This is a genomic window from Reichenbachiella sp. (assembly GCF_039941815.1).
Taxonomy (GTDB): Bacteria; Bacteroidota; Bacteroidia; order Cytophagales; family Cyclobacteriaceae; genus Reichenbachiella.
This window is the reverse complement of record NZ_JBDVDW010000032.1, coordinates 187,531-208,107: the sequence shown is the minus strand read 5'-3', so window position 1 is coordinate 208,107 and position 20,577 is coordinate 187,531. Positions and strand designations below refer to the sequence as shown.

Genomic DNA, 20,577 nt, shown 5'->3' with positions numbered 1-20,577 from the left:
AATTGAACGAAGTCGCATTGCTATTTAAATGCAAAAAAGCTAGATTCTGCCTAATGTTTAGATTCATATCATTAATAACAGTAGGTTTCTGTCTGTTCGGTTGTAGTAAGAGCAAAATGAATTTTGAAGAAGCACATCATTTTGCCCTTGGGAAACTTCATAGCCAACTACTTGATTCATTTGGATCTAAACGAGAATTCACAAAAACTGATTCCATTCGGATATCCGAACTAGAAAAGTCAATTTATCTAGATCAATTATCAGAAAGCGAATTGATACCTCTGCTTGAGGAATACTTGACATATTTAAAACTTCATTCAGCGCATGAACGATTGGTCCAATTAAAACTTAAAGAAGGTATGATTACAAGAAGTCAGGCCCAAGTTGAATTAAATAGTTTTGATTCAGTGCAGGTGTTGTGGAATATTCAAAATGATCTTAGGGAAAGCATTAAACAACTAAGAAGAAAAGACACGACAGATTATAAATATTATGCTAAAATCGCAGATCTATTATTAGAACACCAAGAATATGAAAGTGCCATTGATTGTTACAATAAGTGCGAAATGATTGAACCTAAATATCATAGAGCTCGAGTTCAAAGAGTGTTGGCTAAGTATAAAATGGGAAGAAAAAGTGAGGCTTGTAAAGAATGGATAACACAAGGAAGTGAATCACCTAGTTACTTTGAAAAATATTGCAAATAAGTCTATCGTGCATAACATCAGGCCAAATTTTTCAATAGCGTTATTCCTGGCTCTTTCATTGGGAGTATTAATATCTGCCTGCCAAAGGACAAAATTCTCGGAAGATGAGATGGTCAACTACAATGATTTAGACTTACCAAAGAAACCCAACATCCTGTGGCTTGTCACCGAGGATATGGGGCCCTTTATACCTCCGTTCGGTGACTCTACCATTCGTACTCCAAACCTAAGCAGACTGGCAAGCGAAGGAGTTGTCTTCCCACATGTCTATTCGCCATCTGGAGTGTGTGCACCAAGCCGTACTGCCGTCATCACAGGTATGTACCCGTCGAGCATCGGGGCAAACCACATGCGAACTAATTCACATACAGAGATTACAGGATTACCGCCCTATGAAGCAGTACCACCTCCTCAGGTACGATTGATGAGCGAATGGCTACGAATCAATGATTACTATTGTACCAATAATGTAAAAGAGGACTATCAGTTTTCGACACCGGTCACCGCTTGGGATGAGAGCAGTGAATTGGCACATTGGAGAAATCGGAACCAAAATCAACCCTTTTTTTCTGTATTTAATTTTATGGTGACCCACGAGTCAGGATTGTTTGAGCCTTATCCAATAAGAGCTGGTGAGTTTAGACATTATCATGCAGGAGACACAGCCTTGGTATTAACGGATTCAGCTAAAATAGCTTTACAAACCAGGGCTCAAATGCATGTGTCGAAGCAATCGGATTTCCCAATACCTCCATATCTCCCGGATAATGAGATTGTCCGAAACGACCTATGGAAAATGTACAACAATATTGCTGAAATGGATGCTCAATTGGGAGCTATCCTGGATCAGTTAGAAGCTGACGGTCTACTTGAAAACACAATTATTTTCTTCTTTGCTGATCATGGAGGACCCCTTCCTCGACAGAAACGCATGGTGTATGATGCTGGACTCAATGCCCCGATGATCATTAGATTTCCCAATCAGCAACTTGCTGGTAAAATAGACGAACAGTTGATCAGTTTTGTAGACTTTGCACCTACTGTACTCTCCTTGTCTTCAAGCGAATTGCCAGACTACTTTCAAGGACGACCATTTCTAGGAAAAGATGCGTCCTTGAGCGACAGAGAGTATATACATGCCGCCGCTGATCGATTTGATGGTTATACCGATGTGATACGAGCTGTACGAGACCATAGATTCAAATACATTCGCAACTATCGACCCCAGCAAGGCTATTATCTGCCAATCGCTTATCGTGAAAGGATACCAACGATGCAAGAGTTACTTCGATTGGAAAAAGAAGGCCAACTGAATGCCGAACAAGCACAATGGTTTCGCCAGACAAAACCCGAAGAGGAGTTGTTCGATTGTAAACTCGACCCGCACGAACTCGTCAATCTGGCTTCAGATCCGGCTTATGAAAACAAACGGAGTGAATTAAGTGCAGAAATGGATCGTTGGCTGATCTCGATCAACGACGACCCGAACTTACCAGAATCAGAATTGATCAATAAACTTTGGCAAGGGGAATCTGGCAAACCAAAAACGGACGAGCCAAAAATGACACTTAAGAATAAACGCGTTACTCTTTCGTGCACAACGCCTGGAGCCTCACTTGGCTATAGATTTATTGATGAGAAATTTGGAAGAACGGGATCGACCTGGGAGGTATATACCGAGCCAGTTATCGTTCCAACGGCTGCGACTTTGTTGGAAGTAAAGTCTCATCGAATTGGTTTTGACCCGAGTGAAATCATAGCATTTGACCTTGATATTCAACACTAGCTGTAGAATCTTATTTGAGAGTTGGTTTCAAAATTTTGCCCTTTACTCTGCGTCAATGGGGATTGACTTGTATAAGTTGCTCTTGCATTACATTTGAGGACAATAATAATTTGAAATCGTTTTTATGGCTTTCCCAAACATTGACCTTCATTGTGATTTGTTATCCTATCTACAAAGTGCACCTAATCCAGACCCATTCAGAAAAAATGACATCGGTTGTTCTATTCCGTGGTTAAAAGAAGGCGGGGTGAGGCTTCAAGTGATGGCTATTTATACTGCCACAGGTAGTGGCAGCTCAAGGTTAGGTTTAGAGCAGAGTCAAATTTTCAAATCATTGCTCAACGAGCATCAGGATCAGTTGTCTTTGGCGAATAGCCTTGAGGCACTGTCCGAAGTGATGTCTGACAAAAAAGTAGGCATGGTTGCGGCCATTGAAAATGCCTCAGGCTTTTGTGAGGCAGAGGACACACTTGATGATGGGTTCGTAAAGCTAGAACGCATAATAGAAAATACCAGCGGAGTATTATATCTCGGGCTCACGCATCATTTGGAAAACAGATTTGGTGGAGGGAATACTACTCAGGTTGGTCTCAAAGACGATGGACGAGTGCTTCTTGAATATATTAGTGGACGAAAAATTGCAATTGATTTGTCGCATACCAGTGATCCTTTGGCTCATGACATATTAGAATTCATCGACAAAAAAAATCTCGATTTTCCTATTATCGCCAGTCATTCCAACTATCGCCCTATATATGATCACAATCGCAATTTGCCAGATGAATTGGCAAAAGAGATTATCAATAGAAAAGGGCTGATAGGGGTCAATCTGCTAAGAGCCTTCGTCGATGACAATTATCCAGATACGATTTACGACCACATCAATCACGGGCTTACGCTAGGAGGCAAGGAATCCATCTGTTTTGGAGCAGATTTCTTTTTTACAGGCAGTCACCCAGACAGAACAAGAGAGCCATTTTATCATCCGGAGCATGAAAACGCTGGTAGCTATTCTTTGATGATTCAAAATATTGAAAAACGATTCTCACGTGAGACGGCTGAACATATCAGCGGTAAAAATGTGATCAATTTTCTGAATAGAATTTGGGTTTAATCTCTGGAGTTTAACTTTGACTAATTTTCTAATAAAGTATTATCTTGTTTTGACAGGAAAGTCTAAAAACTAATACGGATTTTATCAATGGATCAGCATTACACCAAACTAGAACGCATGTATTTGGGTGCCAATGTCAATACACAAATATTTGATACCACAACAGTGTGTATCACGGAGAAAACAGCTGAAATAGGACTAACCATCACAGATAAATATTTTCATGCTTTGGGAGCCACGCATGGCTCGATATATTTTAAATTATTGGATGATGCCGCTTTTTTTGCTGTTAGCTCCATTGTCACAGACGTCTTTGTTCTTACCACTTCATTCAATATCAACCTCATAAGGCCAGTGAGTAGTGGAAAAATAAAAGCAATAGGAAAAGTAGGGTTTGAATCTAAAAACCTCTACACCGCAGAGTCAACATTATTCAATGAGTCCGGCAAGGAAATTGGCTTTGGTACGGGGAATTTTGCTAAAAGTAAAATTGCTCTAACCGAAGAAATAGGATACAAATAGAATATTGCCCTAGCCCTTCAACCAATCTTTAGTAATACTATTAAGAGTTCGTACTTTGAAATCGAAGTTACCATGGAGTCGTTCACGAATTTTCTTCATATTCTGAAGCACTTCGTCGATAGTTTCTGGAATAGATTCGTTGAGGTATTCTTTGATCCGTTTGGCTACCGTTGGGGATTTACCATTAGTAGATATTGCAATTTTTAGATCACCTTTTTTTACCACGGAGCCCAGATAGAAATCACAGAGCTGCGGCTTATCAGCCACATTCACCATTAGGCCTCGGGTCTTGGCCATGTCTCGAATCAGCTCACTGGTGCGCGTGTTATCAATTCCCACGATCACCAGCTCAATGCCTTCCAGGTCATAAGGCCTAAATTCTCTTTCTATAAGGTTCACATTCGGATGATCTTTTGCCATATCTCGAACCTCATCACTGATTTCTTTAGCAACCAATCGAATGTTGGTAGAAGGGCTATTGGTCAGCACAGAAGTCAGTTTTTCTAATCCGACATGCCCACCTCCTACAATCAAAAGTTGCAGCTGTTCCAGCTTAAAAAATACCGGGAATAAATTGTTGCCGTTCTTCATATTTGAGTGGTTTTTTCAGATAAAACGAATTTATCTAATGTGCTGTTTAATTTTTCCTTACCTAAAGCTACAGTTTCTCCGATGACTATTATAGCCGGGGAGCCGATATTATTTTTTATTACCAGTTCTTCGAGGGTTGCGACATTACCAGTTACCATTTTCTCTTCTGGAGTAGAGCCATTTTGAATGACCGCAGCCGGCGTCCGTGATTTGCCATTTGCGGAGTAGATTTCTAATATTTGTCCCAGTTTTTTCACACCCATTAGAATCACACTTGTAGCAGACGACTTTGCAGCATGCCTAATATCTTCAGATAGTTGTCCGCTGCGGGTGGTACCTGTCAGCACCCAAAAACTTTCGTTTAGTCCTCTTTTCGTCAATGGAATTTGGCTTAGTGCAGGTACAGAAATTGCGCTAGTCACTCCTGGGACAATATCCACGATCAGGCCATATTTTTCTGCGTACTCCAATTCTTCATGACCGCGGCCGAATACATAAGGGTCACCGCCTTTGAGACGAACTACATGTCCATACTTTTTGGCATGATTGACGATCATTTGATTAATGACGTGTTGCTGATAGTGGTGCAAACCGGCTCGTTTGCCAACAAATATTTTTTTGGTCTCAGGCGAGCAATAGTCTAAAAGCTCCTCGTTGGCCAAGGCATCATAGAGTACGACATTGGCAGATTTTATGGCATTGATTCCTTTTAGTGTAATCAAATCCGGGTCACCAGGTCCAGCGCCAACTAACGTCAATTTCGGAGTTTTCGAATTATTCATTTCAGGTTATATTATGCTGGTTCTTCTACCAGCTGATTTTTTTGTACTTCTTTGATTCTTTTAAGAAACCTTGCCGCATCATCTCTATAGACAAGCGCAAATTCTGGTGATGGTTCGGTCTGATTTATTCTAAGTACAAAATCTTTGAACGAACCTCCTGTAACGGTATTGAAATCTGAACCGAACTCTTCATCAAATGCCCGCATCACACTCACCTGATTGTTGACCGTTACCCCTTTATCGATCAGTAAGGCTTTGGCCCCATTGATAAACACAGTGTAGGTATGGTAGATCGCATCGGCAATACTACCGCCATCAAACGCTTCAACAGACCAGGCAAATTTTTCTTCTGCTTCATACAGTAAAGTTGAAAAGAGATCTATGATAACACCGGCGCACTCGCCAACTTCGGTTTTCACTTCGAATTGTTCTTCCTTGCCCCAATCGATATAATCAGTCGGTTGGAGACTTTCCAGGTCAGCCAAAAATTTCAAGAGCTGATAAAAATAATCTTTACCCTGACGTCTGAAATAGTCATAGTAGTATTCGCCCTCGTTGCCGTTTTCTTCATAGTCGTTGAACAAAACGCGAAGGACGTCAGGACTGCGTTTACTAGGGACTTTGATGACCTTCTCTGCAAGAAATCCATCGCCATCTTTACCCAATCCTCCTCCAAGCAATACCTGTACTGCTGGAAGTGTCTTTTTATTAATTTTATTTCTCAATGACGATCCATGAAATCCTATAGAAGCTATCGCATGTTGACCACAAGAATTAGGACACCCACTAATTTTGATATGTAGATCGTTGTTCTTGATCAACTCAGGATATTCTTTCTCGATTACTTTTTCCAATTCCAGAGCTACCCTAGTACTATTAGAAATGCCCAAGTTACAGGTGTCTGTACCAGCACAAGCCATAATATCCCCTGTACTGTTGAAACCAGGGTCAGCGAGATTAAGCGCGTCCAACTCAGCAAACAAGGACTTCAGACTTTCCTCCTTCACAAACCGAAGTAAATATCCCTGATTCACAGTCACCCGGATATCATCAGCCGCATATTTTAAAACCACATCACCAAAAATGTGAGCTTTTTCCCAGTTCATATCACCGTTTGGCAGTTTGATGGATACTGCATAGAATCCAGCTTGTTTTTGTTCAAACACGTTGGTGCTTCTCCAAGCTTCATATTTCTCCAAGTCTGCTATTGCCTTATCCGAAAATCCTAGTTTCTCTGGAATGAGAGGCTGACCGAGCAGGTTTTTTACTACAAATGATTGCGTACTTAAAGCTTTTTTCTCTTCTTCCACCAGTCTCATTACTTCATCGATACCTATTTCGGAGATAAGAAATTTGAAACGAGCCTTCATTCTTCTTTTACGTTCACCGTATCTGTCAAACACTCTCAGCAAGGCTTCAGTAAATGGAATCATCTGATCTTCGGGAAGAAAATCGTAGGCTTTTTGAGCGGCCACAGGCTGTGCTCCGAGTCCCCCGCCTATCATTACTTTGAATCCTCTTATTTCCTTGCCGCCTTCCTTTTTCAACTTTGGAATGAATCCAATATCATGAATGAATGAGATTCCGGTGTCTTTTTCACTTGATGAAAAGGAGATTTTAAATTTTCTTCCCATTTCCTGACATACAGGGTTTCTGAGAAAATACTTGAAGAGGGCATGAGCATATGGAGACACATCGAAAGGTTCGTCTTTGTCTATGCCTGCCACAGGCGAAGCCGTTACATTTCTTAGCGTGTTGCCGCACGCTTCACGCAAAGTAATATCGTCTTGTTCCAGTTTAGCCCAAAGCTCTGGTGTACGATCCAGACTGACATAGTGTATCTGGATATCTTGTCGGGTAGTGGCATGGAGATTACCCCCACCGTACTCATGAGAAATATCCGCAATCCTTCTCAGTTGTTTGACTGTCATTTTTCCAAATGGAATTTTGATTCGTACCATTTGATTACCAGGCTGACGCTGACCGTAGACACCTCTGGCCAACCTTAGGCTTCTAAACTTGTCCGGATCTATTTTACCTTCTCTAAAGATTTGAATTTTATCGGCTAAGGCTATTATGTCTTTTTGGACAACTGGATTGTCTAAATTTTCAAGTTCTGTTCTAAAACTTTGCATGGTATATTTTGATTTTTATTCAATAAAAAAGCCTCTCCTGATTTCTCGGGAGAGGCTTTTTAATGTCTTATTGCTATGCTGATTAAGTGCTTCTAATCAATAATTCACTAAATGTATATCTCCCGCTATATGAGTACATACAGCAACAACACATCCAACAGATGTTCATTATTGAGATATTATTTAATGTCGTTTTTTTCATTTTCTTGAGTATGATCCTGACACTAGGAAGTAAACACCTTGTACGAGGTTCATTCTTGAAGGGTTCAAAGATAGAAGGGAAAATTCTTTATTGGTCTTGTTTTGGCCAAAAGATAAACTAAAGGTTAATTATTTAACAAATTCGCAAAAGAACGTGAGTTTTATTACAGTATGTAAAATTTCGCATGCTTACATTTAGTAACTTGGTATACTTTGGTCAACGAACCAGGTAGGGATAATACCACTATTACCGTCTCATATTTGATTCAACTACGATCTAATTTTAATGTATTTATTTCTTAGACACGCATTATTATTCTCTGGGCTGATGATATGTTCATCGGCCTTCAGTCATGAGTTTAATTTTGGTTTTTTTGAAATTTATGAAAAACAGAATTCATATTATCTCCAAATTCGGCTAGATAGATCCAATGTCATACAGGCCATTAACGCTAAAGACAATTCTTCCGACATTGGACAGTTCCAATGTGAACTGAATGAGTATCTGGATCAAAATCTCAATTTCACAATCAACAGTCAACAAGTATCACTGGACTATTTGGATCTTTCGACTAATGAAGATATGATTATTATAATAGCAAAAATTGACTTGCCCTATCAGCCAGTGGTTGAAATCGAAGTCAAAAACACGGTGCTCTTGTCAGTCGTGAAGTATCAAACCAATATAATTAGAATGTCACTTTATCAGAAAAACAGATCTTTTCGCCTCAATGCCGATCGGATATCTACAACCATAAAATACTAGTAATGAAAAATTTTTCACGCTTACTGAAATCTAGCCTTGTAATTTTAATGTTACTAAGCCTGTTGTCTTCGTGCAACGAAGATGAGCCTAACGGCTCAAGCAATTCTGCTCCAACGGTAGCGGATCAAATTGCAGACTTCACACTTGCAGAAGGATTCGGTACGGAGAGCATCTCTTTGTCGGATGTTTTTTCTGATGCAGATGGGGACGACCTGACATTTACTGCTACATCAAGCGACGAAGAGGTAGCAACCGTTGCTGTCTCAGGTTCCACTCTTACCCTCACTGAAGTGGGTAATGGCACCACCACCATATCTGTAAGTGCAGAAGATGGCGATGGAGACAGTGTTTCTGATTCTTTTGTTGTCGAGATATCCTCGTCTGGCAGTACGAACCAAGCACCAACTGTCGCCAATGTAATTTCTAATCAATCATTGAATGTTGGATTTGGTTCAGCGACGGTGGAATTGGCCAACGTTTTCGAAGATGCAGACAATGATGATCTGACGCTGACGGTAGTGAGTGAAGATGAATCTATAGTGACTGTGAGTATAGACGGCACCACGCTCACTCTTACGGAAGTAGGAGCTGGTTCCACTAATGTGACAGTCACCGCAACCGACCCAAGTGACGCGACTGTATCTGATACCTTCGAGGTAGAAGTAAGCGAATCAAATACTTCGACCGATATTTTTAGCTTTTCGAATCAGAATGGCAACAGCCTTACTATTGATTCGTGGACAGCCATGGATGACGCCGATGGATATGTAATTATTATTAATACAGAAGACAGTTTTACTGACCTGACGGATGGAGATGATCTGGATGGCAGTACTTCTTATAATGGAGTGGGAGAGCAATTGATTTACAATGGAACATCGATTGTATCATTGGATCTCACCATCCTGGAACAAGATAAATCTTATTATTTCAAGCTTGTTCCATACTCTGGTAGTCACATATATGACAATCAGTACGATGCAGAAGAAGGAAGTACATCCAGTTGTTCTTATAGTAGTACTACTATAAGTCAGGTTTGCTTCTCTATCAGCGGTGACCTCAGAACCATTTCTTCTAATCAATATCCCAGCCATGACGTGGGAACATTTCCTAATGCAGATCCTACTGCAATAGAATCTACGCATGACCTAGACCTAACACCAGAGAAGGCAGCGAGTGTCACATATGTATATGATGAGACTGGAGGGCCCACTCCATCCAATGACAATTTTTATCAATTTGGGGTGGCAGTCAATGGCGTAGAATTTCACCCGATGGGCTTAAAACCTTGGGAAAATCCAGATGACGGTGAGGAGAATTGGGAGTGGCAAGCGAAAGTTACAGAAGAGAACGACACTGGATTGGATGCCTATGGTGCACATGTGACAACCGCTGGTAACTATCATTATCACGGCGATATAGTGGCACTGGCTGATGAGGAAGATGGTAGCAGACACTCATTGATTTATGGTTTTGCGGCAGATGGATTTCCGATCTATTACAAGTATGGTTACTCTGACGAGAATGACGGTTCATCATCAATTAAGGAGCTTCTTTCCAGCTATCAACTCAGATCTGGAAGTCGACCAGGAGATGGTTCTTCTGCTCCGGATGGGACTTATGACGGTACGTATATCCAAGATTTCGAATACGTGGAAGACTTGGGGGATTTGGACGAATGTAATGGACGTACCGGAGTAACACCTGAATACCCGGACGGTACATATTACTATGTGATTACTGCAGACTTTCCAGTTACACCGAATTGTTTTGCCGGGACTCCAGATGATGCCTGGAAGATTGGTAAGTAAGATATAAAAGACCGAGAAACACCTAACCAAGCCACTCCTTAAAGGATGTGGCTTTTTCGCTACTTACAATGATTTGCTCTTCGTGATCGAAATTCGTCTCTACCATCAATTTGCTTTTTCCATACTTATGGACTGCTTGTATAGAACTATAGCCTAGCACGAATTGTCTATTGGCTCGATAGTATTTATCAGGATCCAATTCTCTAATTATTTCGTCAAGTGTTTGATCTATCAGATATTTTTTACCTGCTTTTGTAAGCAAAAAAACCACTCCAGATTTGGCCATGAAGCAGGAAATATCTTCTGTTTCGACTGACATCATTTTCTCTCCCATTTTAACTAAAAATCGCGATTTAAACTTACGGTCGTCCAATCTGATGTTCTTGATTAAATCTTGAATGGTGGTAGGTTGGCTATCAGAAAACTGTGATTTCAATGAGCGATATTTATCCAAACTATGCTGCAAATCGTCCTTATTGATTGGTTTGAGCAAATAGTCAATACTGTTGACCTTAAATGCCTTGAGCATATACTCGTCAAATGCAGTAGTGAATATTACAGGATTATTGATCTCAGTTTGCTCGAAAATCTCGAAGCTCAGGCCGTCACTTAGCTGAATATCCATAAAGATCAAGTCAGGTCCCTGATGATTGTTGAACCATTTTACCGCTTCTTTTACGCCATCAAAGACTTCAACAATTTCAATAGAGGGGTCTATCTCTTCTAATAGCTTTTGTAGCCTGCGAAAAGCAGGGGCCTCATCCTCAATGATCAGAACTTTCATAAGATAGTTGTTTTGAAAATTCGACTTCTGTGTGCATTTCTATTAGCGGCACAGCTACCATGTAATTCTTTTGAGAGATAATCACATCTATTTCTCGCTGTCCCAAATACTGGTACCTTTTTCTGATATTCGCCAGTCCGGTTTTTGTAGATTTTTCTAAGGTTTTCTTGAGTTGGAGATTGTTTTTCACTACAATGACATCTCCTTTTTCAACATATACATCAATAGTCAGCGGCTCAGTTTTGGAAATAATATTATGTTTGGTGGCATTCTCGATGAGCATCTGAAGTGTGAGTGGAGCAATAAAAAGATCTAAGTGACGATGATCCACAGCGAAATTGATATGGAGATTTTCTGGATATCGCATTTGTAATAAATAGATGTAAGATTTCGAAAACTCAAGTTCCTCCTCCAGTCTGACCAGTTCTTTCTCCTTATTCTGAAGGATATAACGATACACCTCTGATAAGGTCTGCGTGAAATCTATGGCTAATTTCGAATCTTCAGCAATCAGTGTAGTTAAGGTATTGAGACTATTAAACAAGAAGTGTGGACTCATTTGATTTTGCAGCACCTCAAACTGAGTACGAATCTGTTGATTTTTCAATTGCTCTGTAAGCGCAAAAGATTCCTTCCATTTCCCAAAAAAGTATGCCCCCTCATAAATCGAGGATACCATAAAGGCGGCAACCATGTTGATTTCCGAATGCGAAAAAATGGTTTTGAGTTGAATGATTTCCTCCCATGTACTGATGCCAAGAATTAATCTAATGGTATTAGGAGCTATGATCAAAAACACGGTCACTATTAGCATCGTGGTAGTCAAACGTCTAGCAGTCAGATGAATGTCGGGGTATTTACGCCTGAGCCAAAAAATAATTATTACTGCTCCATTCCAAAGCACCAAGGTAAAGATGGTAGATATAATAATGTTTTCAATGAGCGACTTTTGTAAATGCCCATGATCTTTTACAATAAATGTCATTGCAAACCCCATGAGAGGAATTCCAGTCCACCGAATTACTTTCTCACTTGGCCATTTCATTTTCCTTAAATCTATACGAGTTTTCATTTCCTCACTGCCTACAGCAACAATTTTAGATAATCTTCAAACACAATTATATCATGTTTTTTCTCATATGGCGTGTGGTTTGGTGTTGAACCGGGAAAACCGGTGGCTGAAACCAAAAGAACATCTATTGAAACCGAGACGATTTCTATGTAAATATTCATCCTTGCTATAGCACGATTCAAGCCTAATATTTCCCAATTCAGTCATTTTATGTTCATAGAAAGTAAACTCAACCTCTAATTTCGAGTCTATATTAAAAATTCAAAACCGAAAACCATGAAAAGGAAGTTGATACTAGTGCTAGGATTGATTGTAGCACTAATAAGCTTGAAAGCAACAGCCCAGACTCAGACTGTAAAAGGCCAAATACTCGATGCCCAAGCCGAGTACCCTCTATTTGGAGCTACAGTAGGACTGATTGGCTCAGACCCATATCTCGGTACGGTAGCCGATGTGAATGGCTATTTCAAATTAGAAAATGTTCCGATAGGTCGCCAGACACTGATTGTGCAATACTTGGGATACAAAAACCAAACTATACCAAATGTATTGGTGACTACAGGAAAAGAAGTGGTAATTCAAATCAAACTTGAAGAATCCGTCGAAAAACTTGAAGAGATCGTAGTGACGGCCGATGCCAACAAGGATTTGCCAATTAATGAACTGGCTAAAGTCAGTGCGAGAACATTTAGCCTGGAAGAGGTCACTCGATTCTCAGGTGGTAGAAATGATGTAGCAAGAATGGCTGCTTCTTTTGCCGGCGTTAGTGCTCCTGATGACTCTAGAAATGATATAGTCGTTCGTGGAAATTCACCCAGTGGGCTGCTTTGGCGAATCGAAGGCATGCCTGTGGCTACCGTCAATCACTACAATACGATAGGCTCTACAGGTGGCCCCGTAAGTGCACTCAATACCAATCTACTCAGAAACTCAGATTTTATGACTGGGGCTTTCCCTGCCGAATATGGAAATGCAAATGCGGCGGTATTTGATGTGAACTTTCGAAACGGTAATACGGATAAATATGAGTTTACCGGTCAATTGGCTGCATTTTCCGGACTGGAATTTATGGCAGAGGGTCCAATTAAGCGTGGAAATAATTCGTCCTTTGTAGCCTCATATAGATATGGCATTGCGCGGTTCGCTGCGCCCGGGACCAGTGCGATTCCGATCTATCATGATTTTTCTTTTAAGGCCAACCTTGGAGATTCGAAAATAGGGAGGTTTGAAATTTTTGGACTTGGCGGGCTAAGTAGTATTGATTTTTTCGGAGACGAGATAGACGAAACAGATTTATTCGCCAATCCAAATGAAGACGCCTATGTCAATAGTGATCTAGGAGTCATAGGATTATCACATTTGCTCCGACTAAACAAAAACACTTATCTGAAAACGATCCTTGGCGCGTCGGCTACGGCTAACACCTACAATCAGGATAATCTGATCAAGGATGCCGAAGGAAATACGCTATTGAAATACCGGTCTACCAATGTCGACAATACCGAGATTAGATATAATCTATCATCCACTCTCAACAAGAAGTTTAATGCTAGCTGGTCGCTAAGAGCGGGTGTTGTCGCTGAACTATATGACGCCAATTTTTTTGTTGAAGACCGAGACAATCAGCCAGGGATACCTGATTCGGACGGAGATGGAGTTCCAGACGATTTTAGGCTTATTAGAAATTTTAAGGATCAGTATATGGTGACACAGGGATTTGCTCAGACCGAACATAAGGTTTCTGACGATCTGAGTATTACTGTCGGCTTACACAGTCAATATCACAGTTTTACGGAATCTATTGCCATCGAACCACGTGCTGCAATCAGTTGGCAATTTGATCCACGTCAAAGGATAAGTTTTGCTTATGGGCTTCATGCTCAGGCCGTGCCGAGTCCCATACTTTTCTATGAAGAGCAAGTAGGTCCGGGAGTCTATCAAAAAACGAATACAAATCTTGATTTTACAAGGAGCCACCATTTTGTGCTGGGATATGATAGAAATTTGGGTCCAAGCTGGCGTCTGAAGGCAGAGACCTACTATCAGCATATATTTGATGTGCCAGTGGAGCAATCTCCAAGCAGCTATTCTATCTTAAACGAGGGGGCTGATTTTGTTTTCGAAGAAAAAGGCTCGTTGGTTAACAACGGCACAGGTAAGAACTATGGCGCAGAGGTAACGCTCGAAAAATTCTTCAGCAATAATTATTATCTGCTCATGACTGCATCGCTATTCGATTCCAAATATGAAGGGAGCGATGGAGTAGAAAGAAATACGGCGTTCAACAATCATTATGTATATAATATTCTGTTTGGTAAAGAATGGAAATTTGGTAAAGGGCAAAAAAATGCCTGGACGTTTGATACCAAGCTGACTACATCAGGCGGGAAGCCGTACACACCTATAGATCTACAGGGGACAAGAAATAATGCTGGAGACGAAGTTCGGTTTGAAAATGAAGCTTATACCATGCGATATGGCCAATATTTCAGATGGGATGTAAAATTTGGAGTTAGGATCAACAGCAGTAAAAAGAATGTTTCACATCAATTTTTTATTGATCTACAAAATGTAACAAATAGAAAAAATGAGTTTGTGAAGCGTTATAATGAAGTTACAGACCAAATTAATGTAGTTGAACAAATCGGCTTTTTCCCAGATATATTATACAGGATACAGTTTTGATAATTAGGCTTGAGGATTGAGCCTTACAGCATGCTGTAAGGCTTTTTTTATTCTTTTGTAGAGGTAGGGCTTCACTAGATACGACCTTTTATATATTTGAGGACTGTTATTAACAAGCACACCTCCTCATGAAAGTATCAGCAGTACTCCTCATTGCAATGTTTTGCCCTCTGGCTGGTTATTCTCAGGATAGCCTTGTTCTGAAAAATGGCAAACGAATTGCCTACACAAGATTGGTCATGTATGATGATCAGGTGGAGATTAAGAATGAGCAAACCAAAGAATTTGAAACTTATCCCTGTGAGTTGGTCTATGGCTACAGTGAAGGAATGAAAGAAAGAACCTACTTCCTAAAATCAAACCCTGAATCGGAAGGTAGCGGCTACTTTTTTTTGAAAAGACTGAAAGTAGGCAGAGTTTCCCTATTTGAAAACACCGGCAATGATCAGAGTCTATATGTGGAGAAGGATGGACGATTTGAAAAAGCGCTTGGCCTTACTGAAAAAAAATCAAAAAAGGTAGAAAGACTCGAGACCTTCAAATCATTTGTAGCTGATGACGACGAGTCTTTAGCCTACATTGCTTCATCTGGATTCAAGTTTGGTTGGAAAGATATCTCAAGAGTAATCGAATACTACAACAAGCGAAATTTTATAGAAAGGGAGCCCTCTGGAGATGATGTTTATGGCTATGTATATCTATACCGCACTCAGTTTCAAAAGACAAAACAAGGAATCAAGATTACGCTCAATGGACAGCAGCACGATTTGTATATAGAAGATTATATTATTCTCTCTCTACCCGTAGCATATGCAAGTATGCTCCATCTAAGAGATTCTGAAGTAAATAGCACTCAAATTCTATCTGGTGAATTGGAGGAGCAATATTTTGAAGTGCTTTACGATTCAAAAACCAATACTTTTAAATTTGACAAAAAGGAAGGAACAGAGTTACGTTATGAATTTTTTAAAATAAAAGACAAAGTAGGCGCGCGGGTGATACACGATTAAACGAATATGATACAGTCAGAGAAATTAATTTATCAGGATGAGAACAAGAATCAAAAATTTGAAGGAGTATTCTGCTGGGATGACGAAATAGTAGGTAAGCGACCAGGTATCTTGGTGGCTCATACATTTAAAGGTCAATCTGGATTTGAAATTCAAAAGGCAGAAGAAATGGCCAGATTAGGGTACGTTGGGTTTGCTCTGGATATGTATGGTATCGGCAATAGAGCAACTACTCCCGAGGAAGCCGACGCACTCATGAAGCCTTTTTTGGATGACAGATCCCTCTTGCTTAATAATATCATGCTAGCCGTGGATACCCTCAAAAAGAATGACCGTGTGGATGTAAACAAGGTCGGAGGTATTGGATTCTGCTTTGGTGGTAAAACCATGCTGGATTTGGCTAGGTCAGGATATGATCTGAAAGGTGTGGTTAGCTTTCATGGCATATATGACCAGCCTGGAATAGAACATCACGGTGACATCATGTCCTCAGTCTTAGTATTGCACGGATGGGACGACCCATTGGCTGATCCTGCGAGTACGGTTGATTTGGGAAATGAACTCACTGAACGCAACGCAGATTGGCAAATACTTGCATTTGGCCACACCGGTCATGCTTTTACCAACCCAGCAGCAAAATTTCCAGAGAAAGGTATGTTCTATCAGGAGAAATCCAATCGTCGGGCATGGCAGGCAATGATCAATTTTTTTGAGGAGCTATTTTAGACTTCATAAAAAAAGCAGGATCGAATGATCCAGCTTTTCAATTGTGTCTTGGAAGAACCGGTCTAGTCTTCAACTTTCTCAGTCACGATTTCTTTGATATCCATAATCAATTTGTTGGCCATAGCATCGGCCGTATTTCTGGAATCTGACTCAGCATATATTCTAATGATAGGCTCCGTATTAGATTTTCTCAAATGAACCCATTCTTTATCAAATTCGATTTTTACACCATCTTCAGTATTAATAGGTTGTTTGATGTATTTGTTTTTCACTTCTTCCAAAACGAAATCCACGTCAATCTCAGGAGTCAAATCGATTTTGTTTTTTGAAATATGATAATTGGGATACATGGCTCTCAGCAGCGACGCAGATTTACCAAATTTCGCAAGGTGTGTCAAAAACAGAGCGATCCCCACGAGTGCATCACGACCATAGTGTAATTCTGGAAAAATAATTCCTCCGTTTCCTTCTCCGCCAATTACTGCATCAGTAGACTTCATCTTTTCCACCACGTTGACTTCACCGACAGCAGAAGCTTCATATTGGCCTCCTGCACGCTCAGTCACGTCTCTTAGTGCTCTGGTGGAGGACATATTTGACACTGTATTTCCTGGCTTGTTTTTGACCACATAATCAGCGATCGTCACTAGTGTATACTCCTCTCCATATGGCTCTCCATTGTCTCCAACAAAGGCCAGTCGGTCTACATCCGGATCAACAGCAATACCAAGGTCCAAATGTCCGCCTTCTATCTCATTGCAGAGGTGTGTAATATTCTCTGGCAAAGGCTCAGGGTTATGGGGGAAAAGTCCGTTCGGCTCACCGAAGAAAATCTTGTAATCACGTACACCAAGTTTTTCAAGCAGCTTTGGTATTGCAATTCCTCCAGTAGAGTTCACAGCATCCACTCCTATCTTAAAGTTTCTATTTCTGATGGCCTCAACATCCACCAAGTCTAATTCAAGGATTCGGTCGATATGGTAGTCAATGTATGAGTCATTCTGCTCGTACTTTCCCAGGTCTTTCGACAAGGCAAATTCGATTTCACCAGAATCAGCCGATTCGAGAATTGATTCTCCATCGCTGGCAGAGATAAACTCTCCCTTGGCATTCAATAGTTTTAGTGCGTTCCAGCCATTCGGATTATGACTTGCAGTGATGATGATACCACCTCCGGCATTTTCTGCCGAGACTGCCATTTCTACTGTAGGTGTGGTAGAGAGCCCCAAATCCACAACGTCTATTCCAAGACCTTGTAAAGTACCTGTCGCTATTTTTGTGATCAGCTCTCCAGATGGACGAGCATCTCTGCCAATTACTATTTTATTGATTCCTGAATTTTCCTTCACCCAATGCCCAAAGGCTGCGGTATATTTTACTACGTCGTTGGGAGTAAGTGATTCTCCTTCCTTGCCACCGATGGTGCCCCTGATTCCGGAAATTGATTTAATTAGTGTCATCTATAGATGTATAAGGTTTTTTTTGGGTGCGCAAAACTAGACAAACCAATGAGATTCGAAAATGACTTTCGAATTTTAGCTTTTACCCTACCGTTTTAATTAATAATCCTTTAAGAAATGCTAGTTGAATTTTTCCATGACCCTGTTTACTTCATTGTCAGGGTTGCCACATGAGTCACCAGTTGCTACAGTTTTACCGCAATAGCCGCAAGCTTCCCCTTCTTTATTTAGATATGGATTCTGTGAAGCACAAGTACCTTTGAATTCCCCATTTTTTAAAAAAATGAGCCTTACACTCATTAAAATGAAGAAAATCGCCACAAATCCAATTCCTAATAATATTGTAGTCATATTTTCAAATGTTGAATGCAAATTTAAACATTAAAGCCAATAGCTTTGTCAAAAATTCCACATTAATGATCAAGATCATTTTTCATGCCGATCGCAAAAAGTAAGCCAGACACCAATCGCTCAGCCAAACTGGCGGCTTTTGACAGACTTTTGACTGTCATGGACGAGCTCAGAGAAAATTGTCCCTGGGACATGAAACAGACGCTGCAGTCTATCCGTCACCTCACAATAGAAGAAACCTATGAGCTGTCCGACGCTATTCTTGAAAATGATCTGGAAGAGGTACGAAAAGAAATTGGAGACATCATGTTGCATATGGTGTTTTATTCTCGGATAGCATCGGAAACCAATCACTTCGATGTAGCAGATGTGCTAAACGGCATTTGCGAAAAGCTAATTCACAGGCACCCACATATATATGGAGATACCGAAGTCAAAGACGAAAAAGAAGTCAAGGAGAATTGGGAGAAGCTAAAGCTAAAGGAAAAAGGCAATGTGTCAGTCCTTGGCGGAGTACCTAAATCTCTGCCAGCCATGGTCAAAGCGATGCGAATTCAGGAGAAAGCCCGTGGTGTTGGATTTGATTGGGATAATCAAAATCAGGTTTGGGATAAAGTCCATGAAGAGTTGGACGAGTTCAAGGCAGAAGTTGAAAAAGGAGATGAAGAAAAGGCCAGAGATGAATTTGGCGACTTGTTATTCTCACTGGTGAATTATTCGAGATTTGTGAATATTGATCCAGAAGAAGCTCTCGAGCGAACCAACAAGAAGTTTATCAAGAGATTTCAATACCTTGAAACAGAAAGCAAAAAGGATGGAAAGACACTTGGCGAAATGACCTTGGAAGAAATGGATAAATATTGGGAGAAAGCAAAGACAATTAAAAAATGAAACCGAACATTAGAGTAGGATATGGCTATGATGTGCATCAGCTGGCAGAAGCGCATCCCTTTTGGCTCGGAGGTATTGAAATTCCGCATACACACGGTGCTGTTGGGCATTCGGACGCAGACGTGCTAATCCATGTGATTTGTGACGCACTACTGGGAGCTGCCAATCTTAGAGATATTGGTTTTCACTTTTCAGACACTGCACCTGAATTCAAAGGAATTGATAGTAAGATTTTGTTGGCCGATGTCATGAAGCTCATAAAAGAGCAGAATTACGATGTAGGCAATGTCGACTGTACCATCTGTCTCCAGCGACCAAAAATAAATCCACATATACCTCAAATGAAAGCTACCTTGTCAAAAGTGATGGGTTTGGAAGAAAATGACATTTCTATAAAGGCAACCACCACAGAGCAGTTGGGTTTTGTAGGAAAAGAAGAAGGAATATCCGCACATGCTGTAGTGTTGATTTATAAAAATGCCTGAGATTAAGCTCATAGAAACCGGAGACGGCTCATCGTCTCTTCTAATCCCTGAAATGAATGAAACCTATCATTCTACCCACGGGGCAGTCACCGAATCGGAATATGTGTTCTTAAAGATGGGACTTGAATATTTCAGACAGGTTAACCCTGGTAAAGGAGATGTTAGGATCTTCGAAGTTGGGTTTGGTACTGGGCTCAACGTATGGCTCACAGCTTTAGCCTCCGAAGAAAATGAATATAGTATAGATTATGCGTCTCTTGAAAAATTTCCACTGCGGCCGCAACTAGTCGAACAGCTCAACTATGGGAAACTAAAGAAAGATTCCAGATCAAATAAACTTTTCGAAATGATTCATCAGGCTGGATGGGAAAAGAGGACACGTGTTACAGACAATTTTTCTCTTACTAAAATCGAGGCTGACATAGTGGATGTTGATTTGCCAGAAAAGAGTTTTGATATTATTTATTTTGATGCCTTTGCTCCGTCGAGACAGCCAGAGATGTGGTCAAGGGAAGTACTGACGAAAATGCATACTCTACTCGACGTGGGAGGAATTTTCGTAACCTACTGCGCACAAGGTCAATTCAAGCGGGATTTGAAAGAAGCAGGATTTGTAACTGAGGAGCTTGATGGACCTCCCGGAAAAAAGGAAATGACTCGTGGAACAAAGGAACTATGATCGATTCACTCATCGAAAA

At 40.6% G+C, this 20,577-nt stretch carries 19 protein-coding genes; 12 read left to right on the top strand and 7 right to left on the bottom strand.

Translation table 11 applies throughout. From position 1 onward, the window contains the following. The first annotated feature begins 116 nt into the window (after positions 1–116). The 4 genes from ABJF11_RS08160 (at position 117) to ABJF11_RS08145 (ending at position 4,129) form a co-directional block, all read left to right on the top strand. Positions 117–707, top strand: a complete 591-nt coding sequence (locus tag ABJF11_RS08160; RefSeq protein WP_348119313.1) for a hypothetical protein — start codon at positions 117–119, stop codon at positions 705–707. Next, positions 688–2,493 (top strand): sulfatase, encoded by a 1,806-nt coding sequence (locus tag ABJF11_RS08155; RefSeq protein WP_348119312.1) that lies wholly within the window; start codon positions 688–690, stop codon positions 2,491–2,493. Before ABJF11_RS08160 ends, ABJF11_RS08155 begins: the two co-directional genes overlap by 20 nt. A gap of 124 nt (positions 2,494–2,617) precedes the next feature. Beyond that, on the top strand, positions 2,618–3,607 hold the full coding sequence (locus tag ABJF11_RS08150) for a membrane dipeptidase (protein ID WP_348119311.1): 990 nt from the start codon (positions 2,618–2,620) through the stop codon (positions 3,605–3,607). A gap of 87 nt (positions 3,608–3,694) precedes the next feature. Then, a complete protein-coding gene (locus ABJF11_RS08145; protein ID WP_348119310.1) occupies positions 3,695–4,129 on the top strand; it encodes a PaaI family thioesterase in 435 nt (144 codons plus the stop codon). Positions 4,130–4,138: 9 nt separating this feature from the next. Here the strand turns inward: ABJF11_RS08145 and ABJF11_RS08140 are convergent, their stop codons facing one another. From ABJF11_RS08140 to ABJF11_RS08130, 3 genes are read right to left on the bottom strand one after another with little or no spacing between them, the layout of a single operon-like run. Beyond that, positions 4,139–4,720 (bottom strand): bifunctional precorrin-2 dehydrogenase/sirohydrochlorin ferrochelatase, encoded by a 582-nt coding sequence (locus ABJF11_RS08140; protein WP_348119309.1) that lies wholly within the window; start codon positions 4,718–4,720, stop codon positions 4,139–4,141. Continuing rightward, positions 4,717–5,502, bottom strand: coding sequence for a uroporphyrinogen-III C-methyltransferase (cobA, locus tag ABJF11_RS08135; RefSeq protein WP_348119308.1), 786 nt, complete (start codon positions 5,500–5,502; stop codon positions 4,717–4,719). The genes ABJF11_RS08140 and cobA overlap by 4 nt, the downstream gene beginning before the upstream one ends. A gap of 11 nt (positions 5,503–5,513) precedes the next feature. Then, positions 5,514–7,637, bottom strand: coding sequence for a nitrite/sulfite reductase (locus ABJF11_RS08130; RefSeq protein WP_348119307.1), 2,124 nt, complete (start codon positions 7,635–7,637; stop codon positions 5,514–5,516). A 529-nt stretch (positions 7,638–8,166) separates the two neighbouring features. Between ABJF11_RS08130 and ABJF11_RS08125 the strand changes: the two genes are divergently transcribed. Both ABJF11_RS08125 and ABJF11_RS08120 read left to right on the top strand, forming a co-directional pair. Next, positions 8,167–8,604 carry a DUF6702 family protein gene (locus ABJF11_RS08125; RefSeq protein ID WP_348119306.1) on the top strand — a complete coding sequence of 146 codons (438 nt, stop codon included), beginning with the start codon at positions 8,167–8,169 and terminating at the stop codon, positions 8,602–8,604. A gap of 2 nt (positions 8,605–8,606) precedes the next feature. Next, the gene (locus tag ABJF11_RS08120; RefSeq protein WP_348119305.1) at positions 8,607–10,415 is read left to right on the top strand and encodes a YHYH protein; all 1,809 of its coding nucleotides are present in this window, start codon (positions 8,607–8,609) and stop codon (positions 10,413–10,415) included. 22 nt (positions 10,416–10,437) lie between these two features. Here ABJF11_RS08120 and ABJF11_RS08115 read toward each other — a convergent pair whose 3' ends face one another. Together ABJF11_RS08115 and ABJF11_RS08110 are read right to left on the bottom strand one after the other, a co-directional pair. After that, positions 10,438–11,199 (bottom strand): response regulator transcription factor, encoded by a 762-nt coding sequence (locus ABJF11_RS08115; protein WP_348119304.1) that lies wholly within the window; start codon positions 11,197–11,199, stop codon positions 10,438–10,440. Further along, positions 11,180–12,244: a histidine kinase gene (locus ABJF11_RS08110; protein WP_348119303.1), complete on the bottom strand. Its 1,065-nt coding sequence runs from the start codon at positions 12,242–12,244 to the stop codon at positions 11,180–11,182. Before ABJF11_RS08110 ends, ABJF11_RS08115 begins: the two co-directional genes overlap by 20 nt. Before the next feature lie 303 nt (positions 12,245–12,547). Here ABJF11_RS08110 and ABJF11_RS08105 point away from each other — a divergent pair, with 303 nt between their 5' ends. The 3 genes from ABJF11_RS08105 (at position 12,548) to ABJF11_RS08095 (ending at position 16,692) form a co-directional block, all read left to right on the top strand. Then, positions 12,548–14,956 carry a TonB-dependent receptor gene (locus ABJF11_RS08105; RefSeq protein ID WP_348119302.1) on the top strand — a complete coding sequence of 803 codons (2,409 nt, stop codon included), beginning with the start codon at positions 12,548–12,550 and terminating at the stop codon, positions 14,954–14,956. Positions 14,957–15,084: 128 nt separating this feature from the next. Continuing rightward, entirely contained in the window at positions 15,085–15,966 is an 882-nt protein-coding gene (locus ABJF11_RS08100) for a hypothetical protein (protein WP_348119301.1), read from the top strand. A gap of 6 nt (positions 15,967–15,972) precedes the next feature. After that, complete coding sequence (locus ABJF11_RS08095) at positions 15,973–16,692, top strand: dienelactone hydrolase family protein (protein WP_348119300.1); 720 nt, start codon at positions 15,973–15,975, stop codon at positions 16,690–16,692. A 62-nt stretch (positions 16,693–16,754) separates the two neighbouring features. On the opposite strand, the gene glmM is transcribed toward ABJF11_RS08095, so the two are convergent. Together glmM and ABJF11_RS08085 are read right to left on the bottom strand one after the other, a co-directional pair. Beyond that, on the bottom strand, positions 16,755–18,152 hold the full coding sequence (glmM, locus tag ABJF11_RS08090; RefSeq protein ID WP_348119299.1) for a phosphoglucosamine mutase: 1,398 nt from the start codon (positions 18,150–18,152) through the stop codon (positions 16,755–16,757). A 120-nt stretch (positions 18,153–18,272) separates the two neighbouring features. Continuing rightward, positions 18,273–18,503, bottom strand: coding sequence for a hypothetical protein (locus tag ABJF11_RS08085; RefSeq protein ID WP_348119298.1), 231 nt, complete (start codon positions 18,501–18,503; stop codon positions 18,273–18,275). Between the two features lie 84 nt (positions 18,504–18,587). Between ABJF11_RS08085 and mazG the strand changes: the two genes are divergently transcribed. Genes mazG through mnmD form a run of 3 tightly spaced genes read left to right on the top strand, consistent with a single transcriptional unit; the run spans position 18,588 to position 20,558 of the window. After that, the gene (gene mazG, locus ABJF11_RS08080) at positions 18,588–19,394 is read left to right on the top strand and encodes a nucleoside triphosphate pyrophosphohydrolase (RefSeq protein ID WP_348119297.1); all 807 of its coding nucleotides are present in this window, start codon (positions 18,588–18,590) and stop codon (positions 19,392–19,394) included. After that, positions 19,391–19,879, top strand: coding sequence for a 2-C-methyl-D-erythritol 2,4-cyclodiphosphate synthase (gene ispF / locus ABJF11_RS08075; protein WP_348119296.1), 489 nt, complete (start codon positions 19,391–19,393; stop codon positions 19,877–19,879). The genes mazG and ispF overlap by 4 nt, the downstream gene beginning before the upstream one ends. Beyond that, positions 19,872–20,558 (top strand): tRNA (5-methylaminomethyl-2-thiouridine)(34)-methyltransferase MnmD, encoded by a 687-nt coding sequence (mnmD, locus tag ABJF11_RS08070; RefSeq protein WP_348119295.1) that lies wholly within the window; start codon positions 19,872–19,874, stop codon positions 20,556–20,558. The genes ispF and mnmD overlap by 8 nt, the downstream gene beginning before the upstream one ends. The last annotated feature ends 19 nt before the right edge of the window (positions 20,559–20,577 follow it).

Excerpts from the sequence above, each read along its gene's own strand:
- ABJF11_RS08125 (WP_348119306.1), top strand. The coding sequence starts at position 8,167 with ATGATATGTTCATCGGCCTTCAGTCATGAGTTTAATTTTGGTTTTTTT.
- ABJF11_RS08150 (WP_348119311.1), top strand. The coding sequence starts at position 2,618 with ATGGCTTTCCCAAACATTGACCTTCATTGTGATTTGTTATCCTATCTA.
- ABJF11_RS08130 (WP_348119307.1), bottom strand. The coding sequence starts at position 7,637 with ATGCAAAGTTTTAGAACAGAACTTGAAAATTTAGACAATCCAGTTGTC.
- ABJF11_RS08115 (WP_348119304.1), bottom strand. The coding sequence starts at position 11,199 with ATGAAAGTTCTGATCATTGAGGATGAGGCCCCTGCTTTTCGCAGGCTA.
- ABJF11_RS08105 (WP_348119302.1), top strand. The coding sequence starts at position 12,548 with ATGAAAAGGAAGTTGATACTAGTGCTAGGATTGATTGTAGCACTAATA.
- ABJF11_RS08160 (WP_348119313.1), top strand. The coding sequence starts at position 117 with ATGAATTTTGAAGAAGCACATCATTTTGCCCTTGGGAAACTTCATAGC.
- mnmD (WP_348119295.1), top strand. The coding sequence starts at position 19,872 with ATGCCTGAGATTAAGCTCATAGAAACCGGAGACGGCTCATCGTCTCTT.
- ABJF11_RS08120 (WP_348119305.1), top strand. The coding sequence starts at position 8,607 with ATGAAAAATTTTTCACGCTTACTGAAATCTAGCCTTGTAATTTTAATG.
- ispF (WP_348119296.1), top strand. The coding sequence starts at position 19,391 with ATGAAACCGAACATTAGAGTAGGATATGGCTATGATGTGCATCAGCTG.
- glmM (WP_348119299.1), bottom strand. The coding sequence starts at position 18,152 with ATGACACTAATTAAATCAATTTCCGGAATCAGGGGCACCATCGGTGGC.
- ABJF11_RS08145 (WP_348119310.1), top strand. The coding sequence starts at position 3,695 with ATGGATCAGCATTACACCAAACTAGAACGCATGTATTTGGGTGCCAAT.
- ABJF11_RS08110 (WP_348119303.1), bottom strand. The coding sequence starts at position 12,244 with ATGAAATGGCCAAGTGAGAAAGTAATTCGGTGGACTGGAATTCCTCTC.
- mazG (WP_348119297.1), top strand. The coding sequence starts at position 18,588 with ATGCCGATCGCAAAAAGTAAGCCAGACACCAATCGCTCAGCCAAACTG.
- cobA (WP_348119308.1), bottom strand. The coding sequence starts at position 5,502 with ATGAATAATTCGAAAACTCCGAAATTGACGTTAGTTGGCGCTGGACCT.
- ABJF11_RS08100 (WP_348119301.1), top strand. The coding sequence starts at position 15,085 with ATGAAAGTATCAGCAGTACTCCTCATTGCAATGTTTTGCCCTCTGGCT.
- ABJF11_RS08095 (WP_348119300.1), top strand. The coding sequence starts at position 15,973 with ATGATACAGTCAGAGAAATTAATTTATCAGGATGAGAACAAGAATCAA.
- ABJF11_RS08085 (WP_348119298.1), bottom strand. The coding sequence starts at position 18,503 with ATGACTACAATATTATTAGGAATTGGATTTGTGGCGATTTTCTTCATT.
- ABJF11_RS08140 (WP_348119309.1), bottom strand. The coding sequence starts at position 4,720 with ATGAAGAACGGCAACAATTTATTCCCGGTATTTTTTAAGCTGGAACAG.